The organism is Kribbella aluminosa (genome assembly GCF_017876295.1).
GTDB lineage: Bacteria > Actinomycetota > Actinomycetes > Propionibacteriales > Kribbellaceae > Kribbella > Kribbella aluminosa.
Genome location: NZ_JAGINT010000002.1, coordinates 1,549,285 through 1,565,848 on the forward strand (window position 1 = coordinate 1,549,285; position 16,564 = coordinate 1,565,848).

Below are 16,564 nucleotides of genomic sequence, written 5' to 3' on the forward strand. Positions count from 1 at the left end.
GTCAAGCTCGCTTGACTCCCACGCCGTCACACTACCCTTGAATGAACCAAGTTACTTGATTGCTTGGTTGACACAACCTCTCAAGGCGTGCACAGTTGCACTGAGCGTTCCGAATCTGACGTTCAGTGAACGGAGGTCTGCGATGGCGGGCGAATGTGTGCCGGTGATCGGCTTCGAATGGTTCCGGTCATGCGGCCGCTGATGCTGGGCTTCGTGCGGGTCAACGGTGCACCGGCCGCCGAGCTCGAACTGACGGGCCGGATGGCGGGTTGGGCCTTTCGCGAGGGCTATGTGCTTGGAGTGACCTATCGGGAGCAGCCGGGGAACGGTGCGTTCGAGTCGTTGCTTCAGGCAATTACGAGGCATGGTGCGGCCGGTGTGATCGTGCCGAGCTTCGAGCACCTGGGGCCGCATCCGGAGGCGAGGGTGCGGGCTGTTCGGGACGAAACCGGAGTCAGCGTCTACGCGGTCGAACCCACAGCCGATCGCTCCGGCCGGAGCCCGGCGAGGTGCGGAGACGATGGCTGACGAGCGGCAGTACGGCGCGTTGACCTGCGGCTCGGCGATCACCTGATCGAACAGCACATTGCGCCCGCAGCTCTCGGCTCGGCTGCCGTTGACAACCATTGGCACGTTGCGAGGAAAGGAATCTGAGATGTTGCGATACGCAGATCGTCTTCCGCTCGGTGCGCCCTCCGGGCGACAGTCGGGTGTTTGTTCGCGGCCCTGGGGCCTGTCACGCCTCGAGCCGTTCCTGTCGGTCGATCAGGTGCCCGAGACGGTGGTTGATCTCGATCCGAAAACCCAGCTCGCGCGGTATGTCACGCCGAACGGCGTGATCACGATGGCTCCTGGTAAGCACTCCAGGTCGCGGCGCGGTACGGAGAAGGGCACCAAAACCGGCAACCGCAAGGACGGCTCTCGACCAGGTGGCGACACCGACCACGAGCAAGACACCAAGCTGGATTGAGCCTCTGATGGCGGACAAGGACCCGCGGCCGGTCATGGTCGTGACCGAACTGGATGATGCACATGCGGACCTCGTGATCGCGGAGCTCGGCGAGCGTGGCGTGCCGGTAGTTCGGTTCGATCCCGGCGACTTTCCCGATCGGTTGTCGATGTCGGCGTACATCGACGATGAGACCGACCCCGGTGGGTTTCTGGGCTGGATGACGACGCCGAGTCGGGTGGTGGCGCTCGGTGCCGTCAGGTCGCTGTATTACCGGCGGCCGACAGGCTTCGCCTACCCCCGGCTGGAGCCGCAAGCAGCGCGGTTCGCCGCGGCCCAGGCACGCTTCGGCCTGGGCGGTGTACTGACCGGGCTGACCGGGTGCCGTTATGTGAACCACCCGCACGCGATCGCGGATGCGGAGTACAAACCTGCCCAGCTTGCGGTTGCCGTCGAGGTAGGCCTGAACGTGCCGTCGACGCTCATCACCAATGATCTGATGGACGCCCGCGAGTTCACGGCGCAGCAGCCGACGATCTACAAGCCGCTGTACGTCGGTGAGTACCAGAGCGACGACGGGCAGCCTGCGTCGATCTGGGTGCGTGAGGTGACCGTTCAGGACCTGGATGAATCGGTCTCGTCGACCATGCATCTGTTCCAGGCGCGCGTCGAGAAGGAGGCCGATCTAAGGGTTACGGTGATTGGTGATGCAACGTTCTGCGTCCGCATCGACACGGATGATCCGACGCAGCTCGACTGGCGATACGACTACGATCAGCTCGGCTACACCGTCGTACAGCCTCCGGCCGGCCTGGTCGCGGCCATGCAGAGTTATCTGAAACGCTTCGGACTGATCTTCGGCTGCTTCGACTTCGCGTTGACGGAGGCGGGTGAGGCCGTGTTCCTCGAGTGCAATCCCAACGGTCAGTGGGCCTGGCTGGAGGACGAGACCGGCGAACCGATGGTCGCCGCGATGGCAGACCTGCTGGCAGGAGGCGTCCGGTGATCCACGCGACAGCTGACGAGCTGAGGAGGCGTTTGGCCGACAGCTTGGCGGTGACGGGCGACCTCCGGACCGAACCGTGGCGGCGTGCGGTGGAGACAGTGCCACGGGAGGCGTTCATCCCGTCCTTCTTCCGGCCGGTCGACGGGCCGGGTGAAACGTTGTGGGCGCCCGTGACCACCGAGCTGGTTGCCGGTGCCGAGCTGCTGCAGTTGGTCTACTCCGACGCGACCTGGGTGACGCAGCTCGACCGCCGTCTGACTCCGGAACAGACCGATCTGCCGATCGCAGGTGTCCCGACGTCCTCCTCGACCATGCCGGGCCTGGTGGTCCGGATGCTCGAGGAGCTCGGCGTCGAAGACGGCAGCAAGGTCCTGGAGATCGGCACCGGCACGGGCTATTCGACGGCGCTGCTCAGTGAGCGCCTTGCTGGGGCCGCGGTCACCTCGGTCGAGTTCGACCCCGAGGTCGCGGGACGTGCTGGTCGTGCACTGCGCAGTACAGGGTTTGATCCGACCCTTGTGGTTGGCGACGGAATCGACGGTCACGCGGCGGGAGCGCCGTACGACCGAGTCGTCGCTACTTGCTCGGTCCGGCACATTCCGACGGCATGGATCGACCAGACGCGGGCCGGCGGCTCGATCCTCACCACACTCACGGGTTGGCTCGACGCGTCCGCGGGCCTGGTACGCGTCGAGGTCTTCGAGGGCGGCTCGGCCGAAGGGCGATTCCTGGGTACGACGGACTCGTTCATGCCCGCGCGGCCGCACGATCGTCCACCCTTGCCGGACGATCTGTTCGACTGGCTCAGCGACTCCCCGGTCGAGGAGCGCGTGACCTCGGTCGGGCCCGACGTGCTCGATCAGGCAGTCGACTGGACCGCCGCGTTTGTCGCACAACTCGCCGTACCCGGGTGCCAACCGTTAGGCATCAGTGAAGACGACGGGCCGATGGTGAACTACCTGATCGACGCGGAGCTGGAGGCGTTCGCGGCCCTGATTCCGCAGTCAGACGGCTCGTGGCGCGTCCGAACAGCCGGTCGGGTGGACCTGTGGGCGCGGGTGGAATCAAAGCTTGCAGCTTGGGATGCCTTGGGGAGGCCATCGCTCGATTCGTTCAGACTCGACATCACAGCCACTGCTCAGACGGTTCGCTTGTCGGACTCCGTCGGGTCCGAGTTCGCCGCGTTACCTCTCGGGACCTGACCCCATCTGCCCAACCGCTGGTAGGCGCTGGCGTGACCCAGGCCCTACCACTCCAAATTCTCTCCTTCTTTGGCTTTCCTCTGTCCTCAGCCGGCCTCATCCCTGGGGCAGGTTCGGAGACACGCCGGCTGTCGTGTGTCCGCGGCGGGTGGCGATGATGTCGGGTCGTTCGGGTTATTTGGCGCGTAGGCGGTCGGCTGGGGGTGAGGTGAACGGGAGCGGTGTGGCCGGGGCGGGGAGTGAGTAGCCGGCGTACAGGCGGTGGCGGATTGCTTCCAGGGGGAAGGTCTCGCGGTAGATCGCGAGCTTCACGGTCACGCCCTCCAACGTTGCTCTGAGCAACATCTCCTCGACGGCCGGGTCGGCGGCGCCGCGGGCGGCGAACACGTCCCGGATGGCGTCCTCGACCAGCGACAGGCGCTCCGACTTGGCGTCCTCGACGCGGGCGAACACGTCGTGCGTGCCGGGCTGCATCATCAGGCTGATGGCCAGCCGCTGGATCGGCAACGTGCCGGCCGCCGCCAGCAGGGTGCCGTCGATGATGCCGGCCAAACGTTCATCAGGAGTTCCCTGGATGGTCAGGATGCCCGCGACGCCGTCCAGCCAACGGTCCAGGAGTTCCGCGGCCAACTGCTCCTTGGTGGCGAAGTAGTACGAGACGAGGCCGCGGGAGACGCCCGCAGCGGTGGTGATCTCGGAGATCGACGCGGCCTCGTACCCCTTCGCGGCGAAGACGTCGAGGGCCGCGGCCAGGATGCGTTCGCGGGACCGCTCCCGCAGTTCCTGGTTGACGCTCGGCGATCGCGGCACCGGTTCCTCGCAATGGTCAGGGCCCCGAAGCGCCGGACAATCCCATACCCCTTGTGTCCGGCGCCTCCGGGCTGACCCCCCGTCGTACGGCCCCTCCCCAGGCGCCGTCTATAGACTGGACGTCCAGTCAACGAAAGTCAAAGATCATCCCGTTTTCCGGACACGCGCCGTCAACAGGTAGAATGAGGTCGCTGCGCCCTGTGTCGAGTGGCACGTGAAACCAGCCGTAGCCACCGCCAGAACCCTCTGACTGCTTGGAGCGCTTCCTCATGCCTTTCCGTAACGACCTGCGCAACGTCGCGATCGTGGCCCACGTCGACCACGGGAAGACCACCCTCGTGGACGCGATGCTCTGGCAGTCCGGCGCGTTCGGTGCCCATCAGCACGTCGACGAGCGGGCCATGGACTCCGGCGACCTGGAACGTGAGAAGGGCATCACGATCCTCGCCAAGAACACCGCCGTCCGGCACAAGATGGCCAACGGCGAGCAGATGACGCTCAACATCATCGACACCCCGGGCCACGCCGACTTCGGCGGCGAGGTCGAGCGCGGGCTGTCGATGGTGGACGCGATCGTGCTGCTGGTGGACGCCTCCGAGGGCCCGCTGCCGCAGACCCGGTTCGTACTCCGTAAGGCGCTGGCGCGGAACATGCCGGTGATTCTCGTGGTGAACAAGGTGGACCGTCCCGACGCCCGGATCTCCGAGGTCGTCGACGAGACGTACGAGTTGTTCCTCGACCTGCTCGACCACGACGCGGACCAGAGCGCCCTGGACTTCCCGGTCGTCTACGCGTCGGCCCGGGCGGGCCGTGCGTCGCTGAACCAGCCGGCCGACGGCGGGCTGCCGGACTCCGAGGACCTCGAGCCGCTGTTCGAGACGATCCTGGCGAACGTCCCCGCCCCGGAGTACACCGAGGGCGCGCCGCTGCAGGCGCACGTGACCAACCTCGACGCCTCGCCGTTCCTCGGCCGGCTCGCCCTCGTCCGGGTGCACGAGGGCACGTTGAAGAAGGGTTCCCAGGTCGCCTGGTACCGGCACGACGGCACGATCCAGAAGGTGAAGATCACCGAGCTGCTGGTCACCGAGGCGCTCGAGCGGGTGCCCGGCGACTCGGCCGGCCCGGGTGACATCGTCGCGATCGCGGGCATCCCGGAGATCATGATCGGCGACACCCTGACCGACCCGGACAACCCCAAGCCGCTGCCGCTGATCACCGTGGACGAGCCGGCCATCTCGATGACGATCGGCACCAACACGTCGCCGCTGGCCGGCCGGACCAAGGGCACCAAGGTGACCGCGCGGCTGGTCAAGGACCGGCTCGACCGCGAGCTGGTCGGCAACGTGTCGCTGAAGGTGCTGCCGACCGAGCGGCCGGACGCGTGGGAGGTGCAGGGCCGTGGTGAGCTGGCGCTGGCGATCCTGGTCGAGCAGATGCGCCGCGAGGGCTACGAGCTGACCGTCGGCAAGCCGCAGGTGGTCACCCGCGAGATCGACGGCAAGCGGCACGAGCCGGTCGAGCGGCTGACGATCGACTGCCCGGAGGAGTACCTCGGTACGGTCACCCAGTTGCTCGCGGTCCGGAAGGGCCGGATGGAGCAGATGACCAACCACGGCACCGGCTGGGTCCGGATGGAGTTCCTGGTCCCGGCGCGTGGCCTGATCGGTTTCCGGACCGAGTTCCTCACCGACACCCGCGGTACGGGGATCGCCCACCACGTCTTCGAGGGGTACGAGCCGTGGTTCGGCGAGCTTCGCACCCGCCCGTCCGGCTCGCTCGTCTCCGACCGCTCGGGCGCCGCCACGTCGTACGCGATGATCAACCTGCAGGAGCGCGGCACCATGTTCGTGGAGCCGACCACCGAGGTGTACGAGGGGATGATCGTCGGCGAGAACTCGCGCTCCGACGACATGGACGTGAACATCACCAAGGAAAAGAAGATGACCAACGTCCGCTCGAACGCGGACGAGTTCGAGAAGCTGGTGCCGGCCCGGAAGCTGTCGCTGGAACAGTCGCTGGAGTTCTGCCGCGAGGACGAGTGTGTCGAGGTCACGCCGGACGCGATCCGGATGCGGAAGGTCGCGCTGACGCAGATCGAGCGCGCCAAGCTTGGCCGCAAAACCAAGTCCTGACGCGCTCAGGACACGAACCGGAAACGGTCGGTCACGGGATGCGGTGAAGATACATCCGGGTGTGATACACCATGTCTCGGTCGGTGGCGGGGGAAGAAAGTTTTGATTCGTTACCAACCAGACGTGAGTTAGCGACGTCTGTCTTGTGGAAGCACACTTTGGGGGAAGGACAACGGAATCATGGGCATTCTGCGTAAGCTCGGCGCGACCTTGACGGCTGCCGCGTTCGTCGGCGTCGGAGCACTTTCGGCGACCACCGCGGCCGAGGCCGCACCGCGCCTTGCGGGGACGGCGCAGAGCTCGGCGACCGCGCCGAAGCCGGCCGGCCTGCCGCCGTCGGCCGCACCGGCGGCGGCGAAGACGAGTACCGCCGCGAGCCAGGCGGCTGTGATGCGCAAGTACAAGCTCGACAGCCGCTGTATGACCCGGGGCCGGGTGCTGTGCATCAACAAGCACACCCGGAAGCTGGTGTACCTGGTGAACGGCAAGCCGGTGCAGGTGATGGACGTCCGCTTCGGCGCGATGAAGACCCCGACCCGGAACGGCGTCTTCAAGGTCTACCGGAAGTCGAAGAACCACGTCTCGACGCTGTACCACTCGAAGATGCCGTACGCGATGTTCTTCAGCGGCGGCCAGGCGGTGCACTACTCGTCGGACTTCCGCGCCCGCGGCTACAACGGCGCGTCGCACGGCTGCGTGAACGTTCGCGACAAGAGCAAGATCGCCTGGGTGTTCGCCCGGGTGCACGTCGGCGACAAGGTCGTCGTCTACAGCAAGTGAGCTGACTGTACGCCGGCGGCCGGGGAGCGATTGCCCGGCCGCTGTCGCGTTTCACCGGAGTACTCTGAGCAACCAACCATTTCGGGGGCTCGGGCGTCCTACGGGTGGTGGAAAGGGGGCCCGATGCGCGGGCTGATCATTCGCAAGCTGCTCACGACGATGGTTGCCGGCGGTGCGATCGCGGCGCTCCTGGGTGCCGGAACGACCGCGACCGCGACGACCGCCGACGTTCGGGCGACGCCGTTCGAGATCAGCGGTGAGTTGCCGATCTACCCGAAGGCCGTGCTCAAGAACGGGTCCACCGGGGCGAGCGTGCGCACGGTCGAGGCCCGTCTCGTACAGCTGAAGCTGCTCGAGAAGCGCTACCAGGATGACAGCTTCGGGACGATGACCCGGTCCGCGGTGAAGAAGTTCCAGAAGTCCAAAGGCATTCCCCAGCTCGGGTATCTCGACCAGAACACCCTTGACCAGCTGGTCAGGGTGACCCACGAGCCGACGCAGACCGAGCTGTACCCGCCGGCGCCGGTGGTGGACGGCAAGAAGCTCGACCCGCGGTGCGCGACCGGGGTGGCGCTGTGCATCGACAAGTCCACGCGCCAGCTGCGGTACGTCGTCGACGGCGTCGTGAAGATGCAGATGGACGTCCGGTTCGGCGCGGTGAAGACCGCGACCCGGGAAGGCAGCTTCACGGTCGGCTGGAAGAGTCGGTACCACGTCTCGACGCTGTACCACTCGAAGATGCCGTACGCGATGTTCTTCAGCGGCGGGCAGGCGGTGCACTACTCGTCGGACTTCGCGGCCCGTGGTTACAACGGTGCGTCCCACGGCTGCGTGAACGTCCGTGACCTGGCCAAGATCAAGGTCCTCTTCGACGAGGTCCAGGTCGGCGACAAGGTGATCGTCTACCGGTCCTAGAGCGGGCGCGGCCCCCGGCGGCGGCGCAGGGCGCCCCAGCCGCCGCGGCCACGGCCGGTGGCGGCGCGCAGTGCGGGACGGGCGTCGACCAGGTAGACGGCGGACGCGACGATGCCGATCAGGCCGAAGAAGCTCAGCCAGCCCTGGAAGACCTGGCTGAGGGCGAACACTGCCAGAACGAGCACCCAACCGGGCTTGGTGAGCTTGTCGGCGGCGATGAACACGGCTCGCGGCCGGACCGCCGCGTCGGCGAGGGCGACCAGCTTGATGGCCATCAGGACCCACCAGATCACCGACAGCGGATCTGTGAATCCGGGGATCAGGCTCTGCCAGATGCTCATACTACGAGCCTAACCGACAGCCGGGCGGCCCACCGCTGCTCGAGCACAGCTGGGGACCGCCCGGACGCAGGATTCACCCCGAAGTGGGGGAATCGTCACACTCAGTCGCCGATCTTGTCGGCGGCGTCCTCGACGGCCTTGGTGGCGGCCTTCGCGGTCTTGCGGGCGCTGGTCGCGGTCGCCTTGATGTTGCGAGTCGCGGTCTGCGCGGTCTTCTTGGCGGTGGTGCGGGTGGCCTTGGCCTTGCTCACCGTGGTCTTGGCGGCGGATTCGAGGTCCTCGGTCGCCTGCTGGTGGCGGATCCGCTCGACCAGGTCCTTGCCGCGGCCGGCCAGGTCCTCGTACGTCTCCTCGGCCTGGCCGAGTACGACGGTGAGACCACTCTGCGCGGTCTTCGGCAGCTCGCGGAGCTTCGTCGGAGCGGTCCGGGCGTCGGCGACGATCGCCTCGAAGCGCTTGGTCAGCTCGGACTGCGCCTTGGTGAGCTCGGCCTGCAGGGTCTTCTGGTCGAGCTTCGCGAACCGGGCGGTCACGTCGACGCCGACGGCGCGGACCTTCTCGACCGCGAGGTCGCCGGCGCCGGCGATCGCGTAGAACGGGGTAACGGGCGTACGGGTAGCCATCAGGCTTCTCCTCGGGGTGATTTCAGTCAGCAGTGGGGGTGTTCTCGCGGACGAACGACGCGTACACGTCCAGCAGTACACGCTTCTGCCGTTCGTTCAGCGCCGGGTCGAGCAGGACGGCGTCGACCACTCCGGAGGGCTGCTTGCCCTCCTGGCTCTCGTCCGGATCGAGAATGCCGGCCCGTACGTACAGGGTCTCCGCGGAGATCCGCAACGCCTTCGCGAGCTGTTGCAGCACCTCGGCCGACGGTTTCCGCAGGCCGCGCTCGATCTGGCTGAGGTACGGGTTCGACACTCCGGCCAGATCGGACAACTGCCGCAGCGACAACTGCGCATGCCGCCGCTGCTCGGCGAGGTACTCCCCTAGGGAGCCCACCGCCCCAGCCGCCCGATCACTCAACTTGGCCATGCCCCCAGTGTGCTAGCAGAGCGCTTGCAATTGCAAGCACCCCCGCCGTGACCCCCCTCACCCAGCGCTGACGTCCGAAGAAGTGAGGGCGCGCACCCGCACTTCTTCGGACGTACAGGATCAGGGCTCGCGGTGGACCTTGTGCTGGGCGGCTTGGGCTCGGGGGCGAACCGTGATGCGGTCGAGGTTCACGTGGGCGGGGCGGGTGGCGACGTACGCGACGATGTCGGCGATGTCGTCGGCGGTCAGCGGTTCGCGTACGCCGGCGTACACGGCGTCGGCCTTGGACTGGTCGCCGTTGAAGCGGGTCAGCGCGAAGCCTTCGCTCTGGACCATGCCGGGGGCGATCTCGGTGACCCGCACCGGCTGGTCCCAGAGCTCCAGGCGGAGCGTGTCGACGACGGCCCTCGCGCCGTGTTTGGCGGCGGCGTACCCGCCGCCGCCCTCGTACGCGACCTGGCCGGCCGTCGAGCCCATCACGATGATCGTGCCGCGGCCCGCGATGAGGGCCGGGAGCAACGACTTGGTGACGGCGGCGACCGCGATCACGTTCACCTCGTACATCCGCCGCCAGGCGTCCAGGTCGGCGTCGGCCACCGGCTCCAGCCCGAACGCGCCGCCGGCGTTGTTCACCAGCACCTGCAGCTGGGAACCGGCCGCCTCGGTCAGCGCCGCCACATCGGAGGCGGACGTGACGTCGCACTGCACCGCGCGGCCGTCGATCTCCTTGGCCAGCGCCTCGATCCGGTCGAGCCGCCGCGCGGCGCAGATCACCTCGAATCCCTCGCGGGCCAGGTACCGCGCCGACGCGGCCCCGATCCCGCTGCTAGCACCGGTCACCACCGCAAGAGGACGAGTCATACACCAAGCTTCTCAAAGTCCTCGGCCCGCTCGACAGGCAGTCTCACGGGTCGTCGGGCCGCCGCGACGACCCCGGCGAGCGCGGTCAGGCTCACCGCCATGAACCCGCCGAACATTCCGAGGGTCTGTCCGTCGGGGTGGATCAACGACTGTCCGCGGAAAGCCTGTACCGCGACGGTCACCATGACACCGGTGTACGCGAAGGCAGCCACGCCGACGAGCCGCGCCCGTACCCGCTCCGGCTGCAGCCAGGTCATCCGACGGCCGAGGAAGTGCAGCGCGAGCAGGACGATCAGCAGGAAATGGATCGCGTGCAGGCCGACGAAGTGCGGGATCCGCAGGTCCCCGCCGACCGTGCTCCAGTGCGTCAGCGGCATCCCCGGTCCACCCGCCTCGACGCCGATCCCGTGGCTGCCGGCCAGCGTCACCGGGTGACCGTACGCGTCCTTGACCTCCGTACGCTGACCGTTCGCCCCGACCAGGTAGAACGCGAGCGCCATCCCCGCGACCGCCAGTCCTAGACCGGCCCGGATCGCCCGGTTCAGCGGCGCGTCGCCGACCCGCTGGAACAGCAGCATGATCGCCACCACCAGGCTCGCCCCGAACAGCCCGAGTACGCCGGACATGAACACCTGCTGCCCGACCTGGTTGAAGGTGTCGCCGGTGGCGTTGAAGTGGCTGAACGTACCGCGCGCGGCCTGTACGGCGATGAACCCGACGTCGACGATTCCGGTGATCGCGAACGCGGTCCCGGTCCACCAGCCGAGGCGTTTCGCCTTGCGCAGCTTGGAAAGCAGCCACGCGAGCGTCGCGCCGTACAGGACGAACGAGATGCCGAACTTGAACGGCTTGAGCCACACGGACTCGTTGAGGATCTCCCGGTGGTCGACCGCGAGACCGACCCCGGACGTCAGGACCAGACCGGCCATGGCGAGCACCATCAGCATCAACGGGCGATGCCAGGACTTGACTTCTTCAAGGGCTGTACGCATGTCTCCATGCTTTCGGCGGACGGCCGGTAAAGCAGTGGTGCGAATCCGCCAACCGGGGTGGTGGTAGACCCACCCTGAGGCAGACTGCGAAGCATGATCGGGTTGCGGGCGGAGCGAATCTTCGACGGCGAGCGGATCGTCGACGGCAACCTGGTACTGATCGAAGACGGGAAGGTTGTCGCTCTGACGCGGGAGGATCCGCAGGGCGGGGTGGGGCCGGCGGGTGTAGAGGTGCGGGAGCTGGCGGGGTGCACGATTCTTCCGGGGCTGATCGACGCCCATGTCCACCTGACCGCCGATGCCGGACCTGGCGCACTGGACCGCCTCGCCAACTTGCGTATCGCCGCCCAGACCGCCGGGCTCGCCGCGACCAGGCGGGCCTTGGCCGCGACCATCGAGCAGTCTCTGCGGCTGCACCTCGCGGCCGGTGTCACCACGGTCCGCGACCTCGGCGACCCGTACGACGCAGTCCTCAAGTGGCGCACGACAGCACCGGGCGGGTTACCGACGGTCGTCGCATCCGGTACGCCGATCACCAGCAGAGGCGGACACTGCTGGGGCCTCGGCGGCGAGGTCTCCGGCCCCGATGCGATCCGCGCCGCTGTCCGGGAACGTGCCGCGAACGGAGCCGACGTCGTCAAGATCATGGCCAGCGGCGGCGTCATGACTCCCGGCAGCGACACGATGAGTCCGCAGTTCACGCTCGAGGAGCTGGCGGCCGCGGTCGACGAGGCGCACGCGCACGGCCTCCCGATCACCGCCCATGCCCACGCGCTGTCCGCCGTACGGCAGGCGATCGAAGCCGGTGTCGACGGGATCGAGCACTGCACCTGCCTGACGCCGGACGGCGTGGTCATCGACGACGGGCTGATCGCGGGTCTCACGGGCATTGCCGTCTGCGGGACGCTCGGCTCGGACCGGTCGATCGTGGTGCCGCCCGAGATCCTGGAGCTGGTCGCGAAGGCCGGTCTCAGTGCGGCTGCGCTTCAGCAGGCGGTCCGTCGGTTGTCCGACGGCGGCGTCCGGATCGTGGCCGGCTCGGACGGCGGGATCGGTCCCGCGAAACCGCACGGCCTGCTCCCGGCAACGCTCGCCGAGTACGTCGAGGCCGGGATCCCCGCGACTGCTGCCCTGATCACCGGTACGTCGTCCGCGGCCGACGCGCTGCACGTCCCGAAGGGCCGGATCCGCCCCGGCGCCGACGCGGACCTGCTCGTCGTACCTGGGGATCCGACGACGGACATCAGTACGTTGGCCGCCCCAACAGCTGTCTACCTCGCCGGGCAGGACGTCACGCCTGGCGGGTCGGCAGCGCGATGATCTGGCGGAGGTTCAGCTCGCGGCGGCGGCTGACCGCGAACGTGACCACGTCGGCGATGTCGTCGGCGTGCAACGGGCCGATCTGCTCGTTCATCGAGGTGATCAGCTCCTGCCCGGGGGCGTCCAGGTGGGTGGCGAGTTCGGTGTCGGTGAGGCCCGGTTCGACGTTCGTCACGCGGACGTCGTACGGCGAGAGGTCCGCGCGGAGGGCCGCCGACAGCTGGGTGAGGGCGGCCTTCGTCGCGCCGTAGACGGCGTACCCGGGGAAGATCGCGTGCGCGCCGATCGACGAGATGTTGACCAGGTCCGCCGTACGTCCCTCGCCTGCTGCCTTGATCAGGTCGGGCGTGAACGCGTGGACGAGCCGAAGAACGCCGGTGACGTTGGTGTCGATCATCCGGGTCCAGTCGTCGAGCCGGCCGTCGGCGATCGGGGCCGCCAGCATGACGCCGGCCGCGTTCACCACCAGGTCGACGGTGCCGAGACGTTCGTGGATCCGTGCGACTCCGGCGTCGACGGACTCCTGCTGCGTGACGTCGAGGCCGACGCCGAACGTGCGCTCGCCGAGCTTGCCGGCCAGGTCGTCGAGGCGGTCCTGGCGCCGGGCGACCAGCGCGACCGAGGCGCCGGCCTCGGCCAGCTGGGTGGCGATCGCGGCGCCGATTCCGCTGGCGGCGCCGGTGACTACTGCGTTCCGAATGCTCAAGTTGGTCATGGCATCGATCCTGGGGCGGTCGCCGCGGCTTACCCAGGTGTCTGTCGAGCCTGGTTCTAGCAGGACCAGGTTGCGGATCCGGCCGGTATGGATACTGGAGGGCATGGATCGTCGTGCGGAGCTGACCGAGTTCCTCAAGTCCCGGCGGGCCCGCGTGCAGCCGGAGGAGCTCGGCATCAAGGTGTACAGCGGGCGCCGCCGGGTGCCCGGCCTGCGCCGCGAGGAGCTCGCGCAGGCCGCGGGCGTCAGCGCCGACTACTACGTCCGGTTCGAGCAGGGCCGGGCCGACAACGTCTCGCAGGAGATCCTGGACGCGGTCGCCGACGTACTCAAGCTGACCGACGACGAGCGGAGCCACCTGGCTCTGCTGGCGAAACCTGTACGCCGTACTCCGCGGCGTCGTCCGCCGCAGCGCCTGCGACCGGGGATGCAGCGGCTGCTCGACTCGATGCCGGACGTGCCCGCGTTCGTGCTCGGCCGCCGGATGGACGTCCTCGGCTGGAACCGGCTCGCGGCCGCGCTGATCGCCGACTTCGACAGCCTGGACCACAAGGACCGCAACATCCCGCGGCTGGTGTTCCTCGACCCGGCATCGCGCGACTTCTACCCGGAGTGGGCGGCGGTAGCCGACGAGACCGTCGGCTACCTGCGGATGTACGCGGGCCGCTACCCCGACGATCCCGAGCTGACCGAGCTGGTCGGGGAGCTCTCGATCCGCAGCCCGGAGTTCCGGGAACACTGGGCTCGGCACGACGTGAAGGACAAGACGTTCGGCACGAAGACGCAGCACCACGCGCTGGTTGGCGACATCACCGTGGGATACGAGACGCTGCAGCCGCCGGGCGAGCCGGACCAGTTGCTGGTGACGTACACGGTCGAGCCGGGCTCCACCTCCGAGCAGAACCTGCGGCTGCTGGCCAGCTGGACCGCTGCGGACGCGGGTCTCCCTGTGGAAGTCCCGGAGATACCCTGACCAGGTGACCGAAACCCCCGACCGTCCGATCCGGCGGGTCGCGATGATCAGCCTGCACACGTCACCGCTCGACCAGCCCGGTACCGGGGACGCGGGCGGGATGAACGTGTACGTCGTGGAGCTGTCGAAGCAGCTGGCCGGGCTCGGGATCGAGGTCGACGTCTTCACCCGGGCGACCGCATCGGTGCTGCCGGCCCCGCGTGGAACTGCTGCCCGGCGTGACGGTCCGCAACGTTGCCGCCGGCCCGTACGAGGGCCTGACGAAGAACGAGCTGCCCGCCCAGCTGTGTACGTTCGCCCGCGCGGTGCTGCGCGCCGAGGCGATCCACGAGCCCGGCTGGTACGACGTGATCCACTCGCACTACTGGTTGTCCGGCCAGGTCGGCCTGCTCGCCCGTGATCGTTGGGCGGTCCCACTGGTACACACCATGCACACGATGGCCAAGGTGAAGAACGCCAGCCTGGCCGAGGACGACGTACCGGAGCCGCCCGCGCGGCTACTCGGCGAGGAGCAGGTCGTCGAGGCCGCGGACCGGCTGCTCGCGAACACCGACGACGAAGCGCGGGAGTTGATCGAGCTGTACGGCGCTCAGCCCGCGAAGGTCGAGGTGGTGAATCCGGGCGTGGACCTGGAGCTGTTCAGCCCGGGGTCGCAGGCGGCAGCGCGGCGGGAGGTGGGGTTGCCGGAGGATGCCGTCGTACTGGCGTTCGTCGGGCGGATCCAGCCGTTGAAGGCGCCCGACCTGCTGATCCGGGCCGCGGCGCGGATGCTCGACCGGGACCCGGGGCTGCGCTCGCGGCTGGTGGTCGCGATCATCGGCGGGCCGTCCGGGAACGGGATTGAGCACCCCGAGTCGCACGCGGAGCTGGCGCGGGCGCTGGGGATCGACGACGTGACGCGATTCGTGAAGCCGATGGAGCGGGCGCGGCTGGTTGCCTGGTACCGGGCGGCGTCGGTCGTGTGCGTTCCGTCGTACTCGGAGTCCTTCGGGCTGGTCGCGCTGGAGGCGCAGGCATGCGGTACGCCGGTGGTCGCGGCGGCGGTCGGCGGCCTGAGTACGGCGGTACTCGACGGGCGGACCGGGTACCTGGTCCGCGGGCACGGCGTCGACGACTTCGCCGACGCGCTGGCGCGGATCGCGACGGATCCGGCCGTCCGCGAGAGCATGGGCCGCGCGGCGGTCGCGCACGCACGGGACTTCGGCTGGGAACTGACCGCACGGAAAACGCTGGCGGCGTACCGGACCGCGGCGCGGACAATGATCGCTGCGGAGGTAGCCGGGTGAGAGTTTCTGCGGCGGACGTGATCCGCCAGGTGCTGACCGAGAACGAGCTCGAGTTCACCGAGGGGGAGCCGGGCGCGTTCGCCGCGGACCTGCCGGGCGAGCGGAAGCTCAAGACCACGGTCACGCTGACCGTGGGCCTGCAGGCGGTGCATGTGCATGCCTTCGTGGCACGGCACCCGGACGAGAACCACGCGGCCGTGTACCAGTGGCTGCTGGAGCGGAACCTGAAGATGTACGGCGTCGCCTTCGCGGTGGATCACCTGGGCGACATCCACCTGGACGGGCGGGTGCCGCTGCACGCGATCACGCCCAGTGAGGTGGACCGGCTGCTCGGGGCGGTGCTGGAGTACGCCGACACGTCGTTCAACACGATCCTCGAGCTCGGGTTCGCCACCTCGATCCGGCGCGAGTACGAATGGCGCGTGTCCCGTGGCGAGTCGACTCGAAACCTGGACGCTTTCAAGGGCTGGCTGGAGCCTCGATAGACTCCGAGGCATGACCTATCGTCTGATCCTGCTCCGCCACGGCCACAGCGACTGGAACGCCAAGAACCTCTTCACCGGCTGGGTCGACGTCGACCTGAACGCGCAGGGTGTCGAGGAGGCGCAGCGCGGTGGCGAGCTGCTCCGCGACCGCGACCTGCTGCCCGACGTACTGCACACCTCGGTACTGCGCCGCGCGATCCGGACCGCGAACATCGCCCTCGAGGTCGCCGAGCGCCAGTGGATCGACGTACGTCGCTCCTGGCGTCTCAACGAGCGGCACTACGGCGGCCTGCAGGGCAAGGACAAGAAGCAGACCCTGGAAGAGCTCGGCGAGGAGCAGTTCATGCTGTTCCGGCGGTCCTACGACACCCCGCCGCCGGCCATCGAGCGCGGCTCCGAGTACGACCAGGCCGGCGACCCGCGCTACGCCGGCCTCCCGCCGGAGCTGCTGCCGAGCACCGAGTGCCTGAAGGACGTCGTCGAGCGGATGCTCCCGTACTGGTACGACGCGATCGTCCCCGACCTCCGGGCCGGCAAGACCGTACTCGTCACCGCCCACGGCAACAGCCTCCGCGCCCTCGTCAAGCACCTCGACAACCTCGACGAGAAGACCGTCGTCGGCCTGAACATCCCGACCGGCATCCCCCTCTTCTACGAACTCGACGACAACTTCAAGCCGCTAACCCCCGGCGGCGAATACCTCGACCCCACCGCCGCCAAGGAAGCCATCGAAGCTGTCAAGAACCAGGGCCGGTAAAACAGCCA

General features: G+C 68.2%; 18 protein-coding genes and 1 pseudogene. 12 read left to right on the plus strand and 7 right to left on the minus strand.

Annotation, left to right across the window (positions count from 1 at the left end):
• The first annotated feature begins 189 nt into the window (after nucleotides 1–189).
• The 4 genes from JOF29_RS28840 (at nucleotide 190) to tgmC (ending at nucleotide 3,157) form a co-directional block, all read left to right on the plus strand.
• Nucleotides 190–528, plus strand: coding sequence for a hypothetical protein (locus JOF29_RS28840; RefSeq protein WP_209697549.1), 339 nt, complete (start codon nucleotides 190–192; stop codon nucleotides 526–528).
• A 127-nt stretch (nucleotides 529–655) separates the two neighbouring features.
• Nucleotides 656–970, plus strand: a complete 315-nt coding sequence (gene tgmA / locus JOF29_RS28845) for a putative ATP-grasp-modified RiPP (protein ID WP_209697550.1) — start codon at nucleotides 656–658, stop codon at nucleotides 968–970.
• A 7-nt stretch (nucleotides 971–977) separates the two neighbouring features.
• Entirely contained in the window at nucleotides 978–1,955 is a 978-nt protein-coding gene (tgmB, locus tag JOF29_RS28850) for an ATP-grasp ribosomal peptide maturase (RefSeq protein ID WP_209697551.1), read from the plus strand.
• 32 nt (nucleotides 1,956–1,987) lie between these two features.
• Nucleotides 1,988–3,157 (plus strand): ATP-grasp peptide maturase system methyltransferase, encoded by a 1,170-nt coding sequence (gene tgmC / locus JOF29_RS28855; protein WP_209697552.1) that lies wholly within the window; start codon nucleotides 1,988–1,990, stop codon nucleotides 3,155–3,157.
• A 174-nt stretch (nucleotides 3,158–3,331) separates the two neighbouring features.
• Here the strand turns inward: tgmC and JOF29_RS28860 are convergent, their stop codons facing one another.
• The gene (locus JOF29_RS28860) at nucleotides 3,332–3,967 is read right to left on the minus strand and encodes a TetR/AcrR family transcriptional regulator (protein WP_209697553.1); all 636 of its coding nucleotides are present in this window, start codon (nucleotides 3,965–3,967) and stop codon (nucleotides 3,332–3,334) included.
• Nucleotides 3,968–4,236: 269 nt separating this feature from the next.
• Between JOF29_RS28860 and typA the strand changes: the two genes are divergently transcribed.
• From typA to JOF29_RS28875, 3 genes are all read left to right on the plus strand, one after another.
• Nucleotides 4,237–6,099 carry a translational GTPase TypA gene (gene typA, locus JOF29_RS28865; RefSeq protein ID WP_209697554.1) on the plus strand — a complete coding sequence of 621 codons (1,863 nt, stop codon included), beginning with the start codon at nucleotides 4,237–4,239 and terminating at the stop codon, nucleotides 6,097–6,099.
• Nucleotides 6,100–6,279: 180 nt separating this feature from the next.
• Nucleotides 6,280–6,879 (plus strand): L,D-transpeptidase, encoded by a 600-nt coding sequence (locus JOF29_RS28870; RefSeq protein WP_209697555.1) that lies wholly within the window; start codon nucleotides 6,280–6,282, stop codon nucleotides 6,877–6,879.
• A 123-nt stretch (nucleotides 6,880–7,002) separates the two neighbouring features.
• Nucleotides 7,003–7,794, plus strand: coding sequence for a L,D-transpeptidase family protein (locus JOF29_RS28875; protein WP_209697556.1), 792 nt, complete (start codon nucleotides 7,003–7,005; stop codon nucleotides 7,792–7,794).
• On the opposite strand, the gene JOF29_RS28880 is transcribed toward JOF29_RS28875, so the two are convergent.
• The 5 genes from JOF29_RS28880 to JOF29_RS28900 form a co-directional block, all read right to left on the minus strand.
• Entirely contained in the window at nucleotides 7,791–8,135 is a 345-nt protein-coding gene (locus JOF29_RS28880) for a DUF2516 family protein (protein ID WP_209697557.1), read from the minus strand. The genes JOF29_RS28875 and JOF29_RS28880 overlap by 4 nt on opposite strands.
• A gap of 101 nt (nucleotides 8,136–8,236) precedes the next feature.
• A complete protein-coding gene (locus tag JOF29_RS28885; RefSeq protein WP_209697558.1) occupies nucleotides 8,237–8,758 on the minus strand; it encodes a hypothetical protein in 522 nt (173 codons plus the stop codon).
• A 22-nt stretch (nucleotides 8,759–8,780) separates the two neighbouring features.
• The gene (locus JOF29_RS28890; RefSeq protein WP_209697559.1) at nucleotides 8,781–9,167 is read right to left on the minus strand and encodes a helix-turn-helix domain-containing protein; all 387 of its coding nucleotides are present in this window, start codon (nucleotides 9,165–9,167) and stop codon (nucleotides 8,781–8,783) included.
• A 120-nt stretch (nucleotides 9,168–9,287) separates the two neighbouring features.
• Nucleotides 9,288–10,028: an SDR family NAD(P)-dependent oxidoreductase gene (locus JOF29_RS28895; protein WP_209697560.1), complete on the minus strand. Its 741-nt coding sequence runs from the start codon at nucleotides 10,026–10,028 to the stop codon at nucleotides 9,288–9,290.
• Nucleotides 10,025–11,020: a hypothetical protein gene (locus JOF29_RS28900; RefSeq protein WP_209697561.1), complete on the minus strand. Its 996-nt coding sequence runs from the start codon at nucleotides 11,018–11,020 to the stop codon at nucleotides 10,025–10,027. Before JOF29_RS28900 ends, JOF29_RS28895 begins: the two co-directional genes overlap by 4 nt.
• A gap of 93 nt (nucleotides 11,021–11,113) precedes the next feature.
• Here JOF29_RS28900 and JOF29_RS28905 point away from each other — a divergent pair, with 93 nt between their 5' ends.
• Complete coding sequence (locus JOF29_RS28905; RefSeq protein WP_209697562.1) at nucleotides 11,114–12,340, plus strand: metal-dependent hydrolase family protein; 1,227 nt, start codon at nucleotides 11,114–11,116, stop codon at nucleotides 12,338–12,340.
• On the opposite strand, the gene JOF29_RS28910 is transcribed toward JOF29_RS28905, so the two are convergent.
• Nucleotides 12,312–13,055: an SDR family oxidoreductase gene (locus tag JOF29_RS28910; protein WP_209697563.1), complete on the minus strand. Its 744-nt coding sequence runs from the start codon at nucleotides 13,053–13,055 to the stop codon at nucleotides 12,312–12,314. The genes JOF29_RS28905 and JOF29_RS28910 overlap by 29 nt on opposite strands.
• A gap of 103 nt (nucleotides 13,056–13,158) precedes the next feature.
• Here JOF29_RS28910 and JOF29_RS28915 point away from each other — a divergent pair, with 103 nt between their 5' ends.
• The 4 genes and pseudogenes from JOF29_RS28915 to JOF29_RS28930 all read left to right on the plus strand — a co-directional run bounded on the left by JOF29_RS28915 (nucleotide 13,159) and on the right by JOF29_RS28930 (nucleotide 16,556).
• On the plus strand, nucleotides 13,159–14,028 hold the full coding sequence (locus tag JOF29_RS28915; protein ID WP_209697564.1) for a helix-turn-helix transcriptional regulator: 870 nt from the start codon (nucleotides 13,159–13,161) through the stop codon (nucleotides 14,026–14,028).
• A gap of 100 nt (nucleotides 14,029–14,128) precedes the next feature.
• Nucleotides 14,129–15,314: pseudogene (gene mshA, locus JOF29_RS28920) on the plus strand (D-inositol-3-phosphate glycosyltransferase).
• Complete coding sequence (locus JOF29_RS28925; RefSeq protein ID WP_209697565.1) at nucleotides 15,311–15,799, plus strand: type III secretion system chaperone family protein; 489 nt, start codon at nucleotides 15,311–15,313, stop codon at nucleotides 15,797–15,799. The pseudogene mshA and the gene JOF29_RS28925 overlap by 4 nt, the downstream one beginning before the upstream one ends.
• 10 nt (nucleotides 15,800–15,809) lie before the next feature.
• Complete coding sequence (locus JOF29_RS28930) at nucleotides 15,810–16,556, plus strand: phosphoglyceromutase (protein WP_209697566.1); 747 nt, start codon at nucleotides 15,810–15,812, stop codon at nucleotides 16,554–16,556.
• Nucleotides 16,557–16,564: the final 8 nt, after the last annotated feature.

Coding starts and splice junctions, on each gene's coding strand:
- JOF29_RS28840 (WP_209697549.1), top strand. CDS start 190: ATGCGGCCGCTGATGCTGGGCTTCGTGCGGGTCAACGGTGCACCGGCC.
- tgmA (WP_209697550.1), top strand. CDS start 656: ATGTTGCGATACGCAGATCGTCTTCCGCTCGGTGCGCCCTCCGGGCGA.
- tgmB (WP_209697551.1), top strand. CDS start 978: ATGGCGGACAAGGACCCGCGGCCGGTCATGGTCGTGACCGAACTGGAT.
- typA (WP_209697554.1), top strand. CDS start 4,237: ATGCCTTTCCGTAACGACCTGCGCAACGTCGCGATCGTGGCCCACGTC.
- JOF29_RS28870 (WP_209697555.1), top strand. CDS start 6,280: ATGGGCATTCTGCGTAAGCTCGGCGCGACCTTGACGGCTGCCGCGTTC.
- JOF29_RS28875 (WP_209697556.1), top strand. CDS start 7,003: ATGCGCGGGCTGATCATTCGCAAGCTGCTCACGACGATGGTTGCCGGC.
- JOF29_RS28880 (WP_209697557.1), bottom strand. CDS start 8,135: ATGAGCATCTGGCAGAGCCTGATCCCCGGATTCACAGATCCGCTGTCG.
- JOF29_RS28885 (WP_209697558.1), bottom strand. CDS start 8,758: ATGGCTACCCGTACGCCCGTTACCCCGTTCTACGCGATCGCCGGCGCC.
- JOF29_RS28890 (WP_209697559.1), bottom strand. CDS start 9,167: ATGGCCAAGTTGAGTGATCGGGCGGCTGGGGCGGTGGGCTCCCTAGGG.
- JOF29_RS28895 (WP_209697560.1), bottom strand. CDS start 10,028: ATGACTCGTCCTCTTGCGGTGGTGACCGGTGCTAGCAGCGGGATCGGG.
- JOF29_RS28900 (WP_209697561.1), bottom strand. CDS start 11,020: ATGCGTACAGCCCTTGAAGAAGTCAAGTCCTGGCATCGCCCGTTGATG.
- JOF29_RS28905 (WP_209697562.1), top strand. CDS start 11,114: ATGATCGGGTTGCGGGCGGAGCGAATCTTCGACGGCGAGCGGATCGTC.
- JOF29_RS28910 (WP_209697563.1), bottom strand. CDS start 13,055: ATGACCAACTTGAGCATTCGGAACGCAGTAGTCACCGGCGCCGCCAGC.
- JOF29_RS28915 (WP_209697564.1), top strand. CDS start 13,159: ATGGATCGTCGTGCGGAGCTGACCGAGTTCCTCAAGTCCCGGCGGGCC.
- JOF29_RS28930 (WP_209697566.1), top strand. CDS start 15,810: ATGACCTATCGTCTGATCCTGCTCCGCCACGGCCACAGCGACTGGAAC.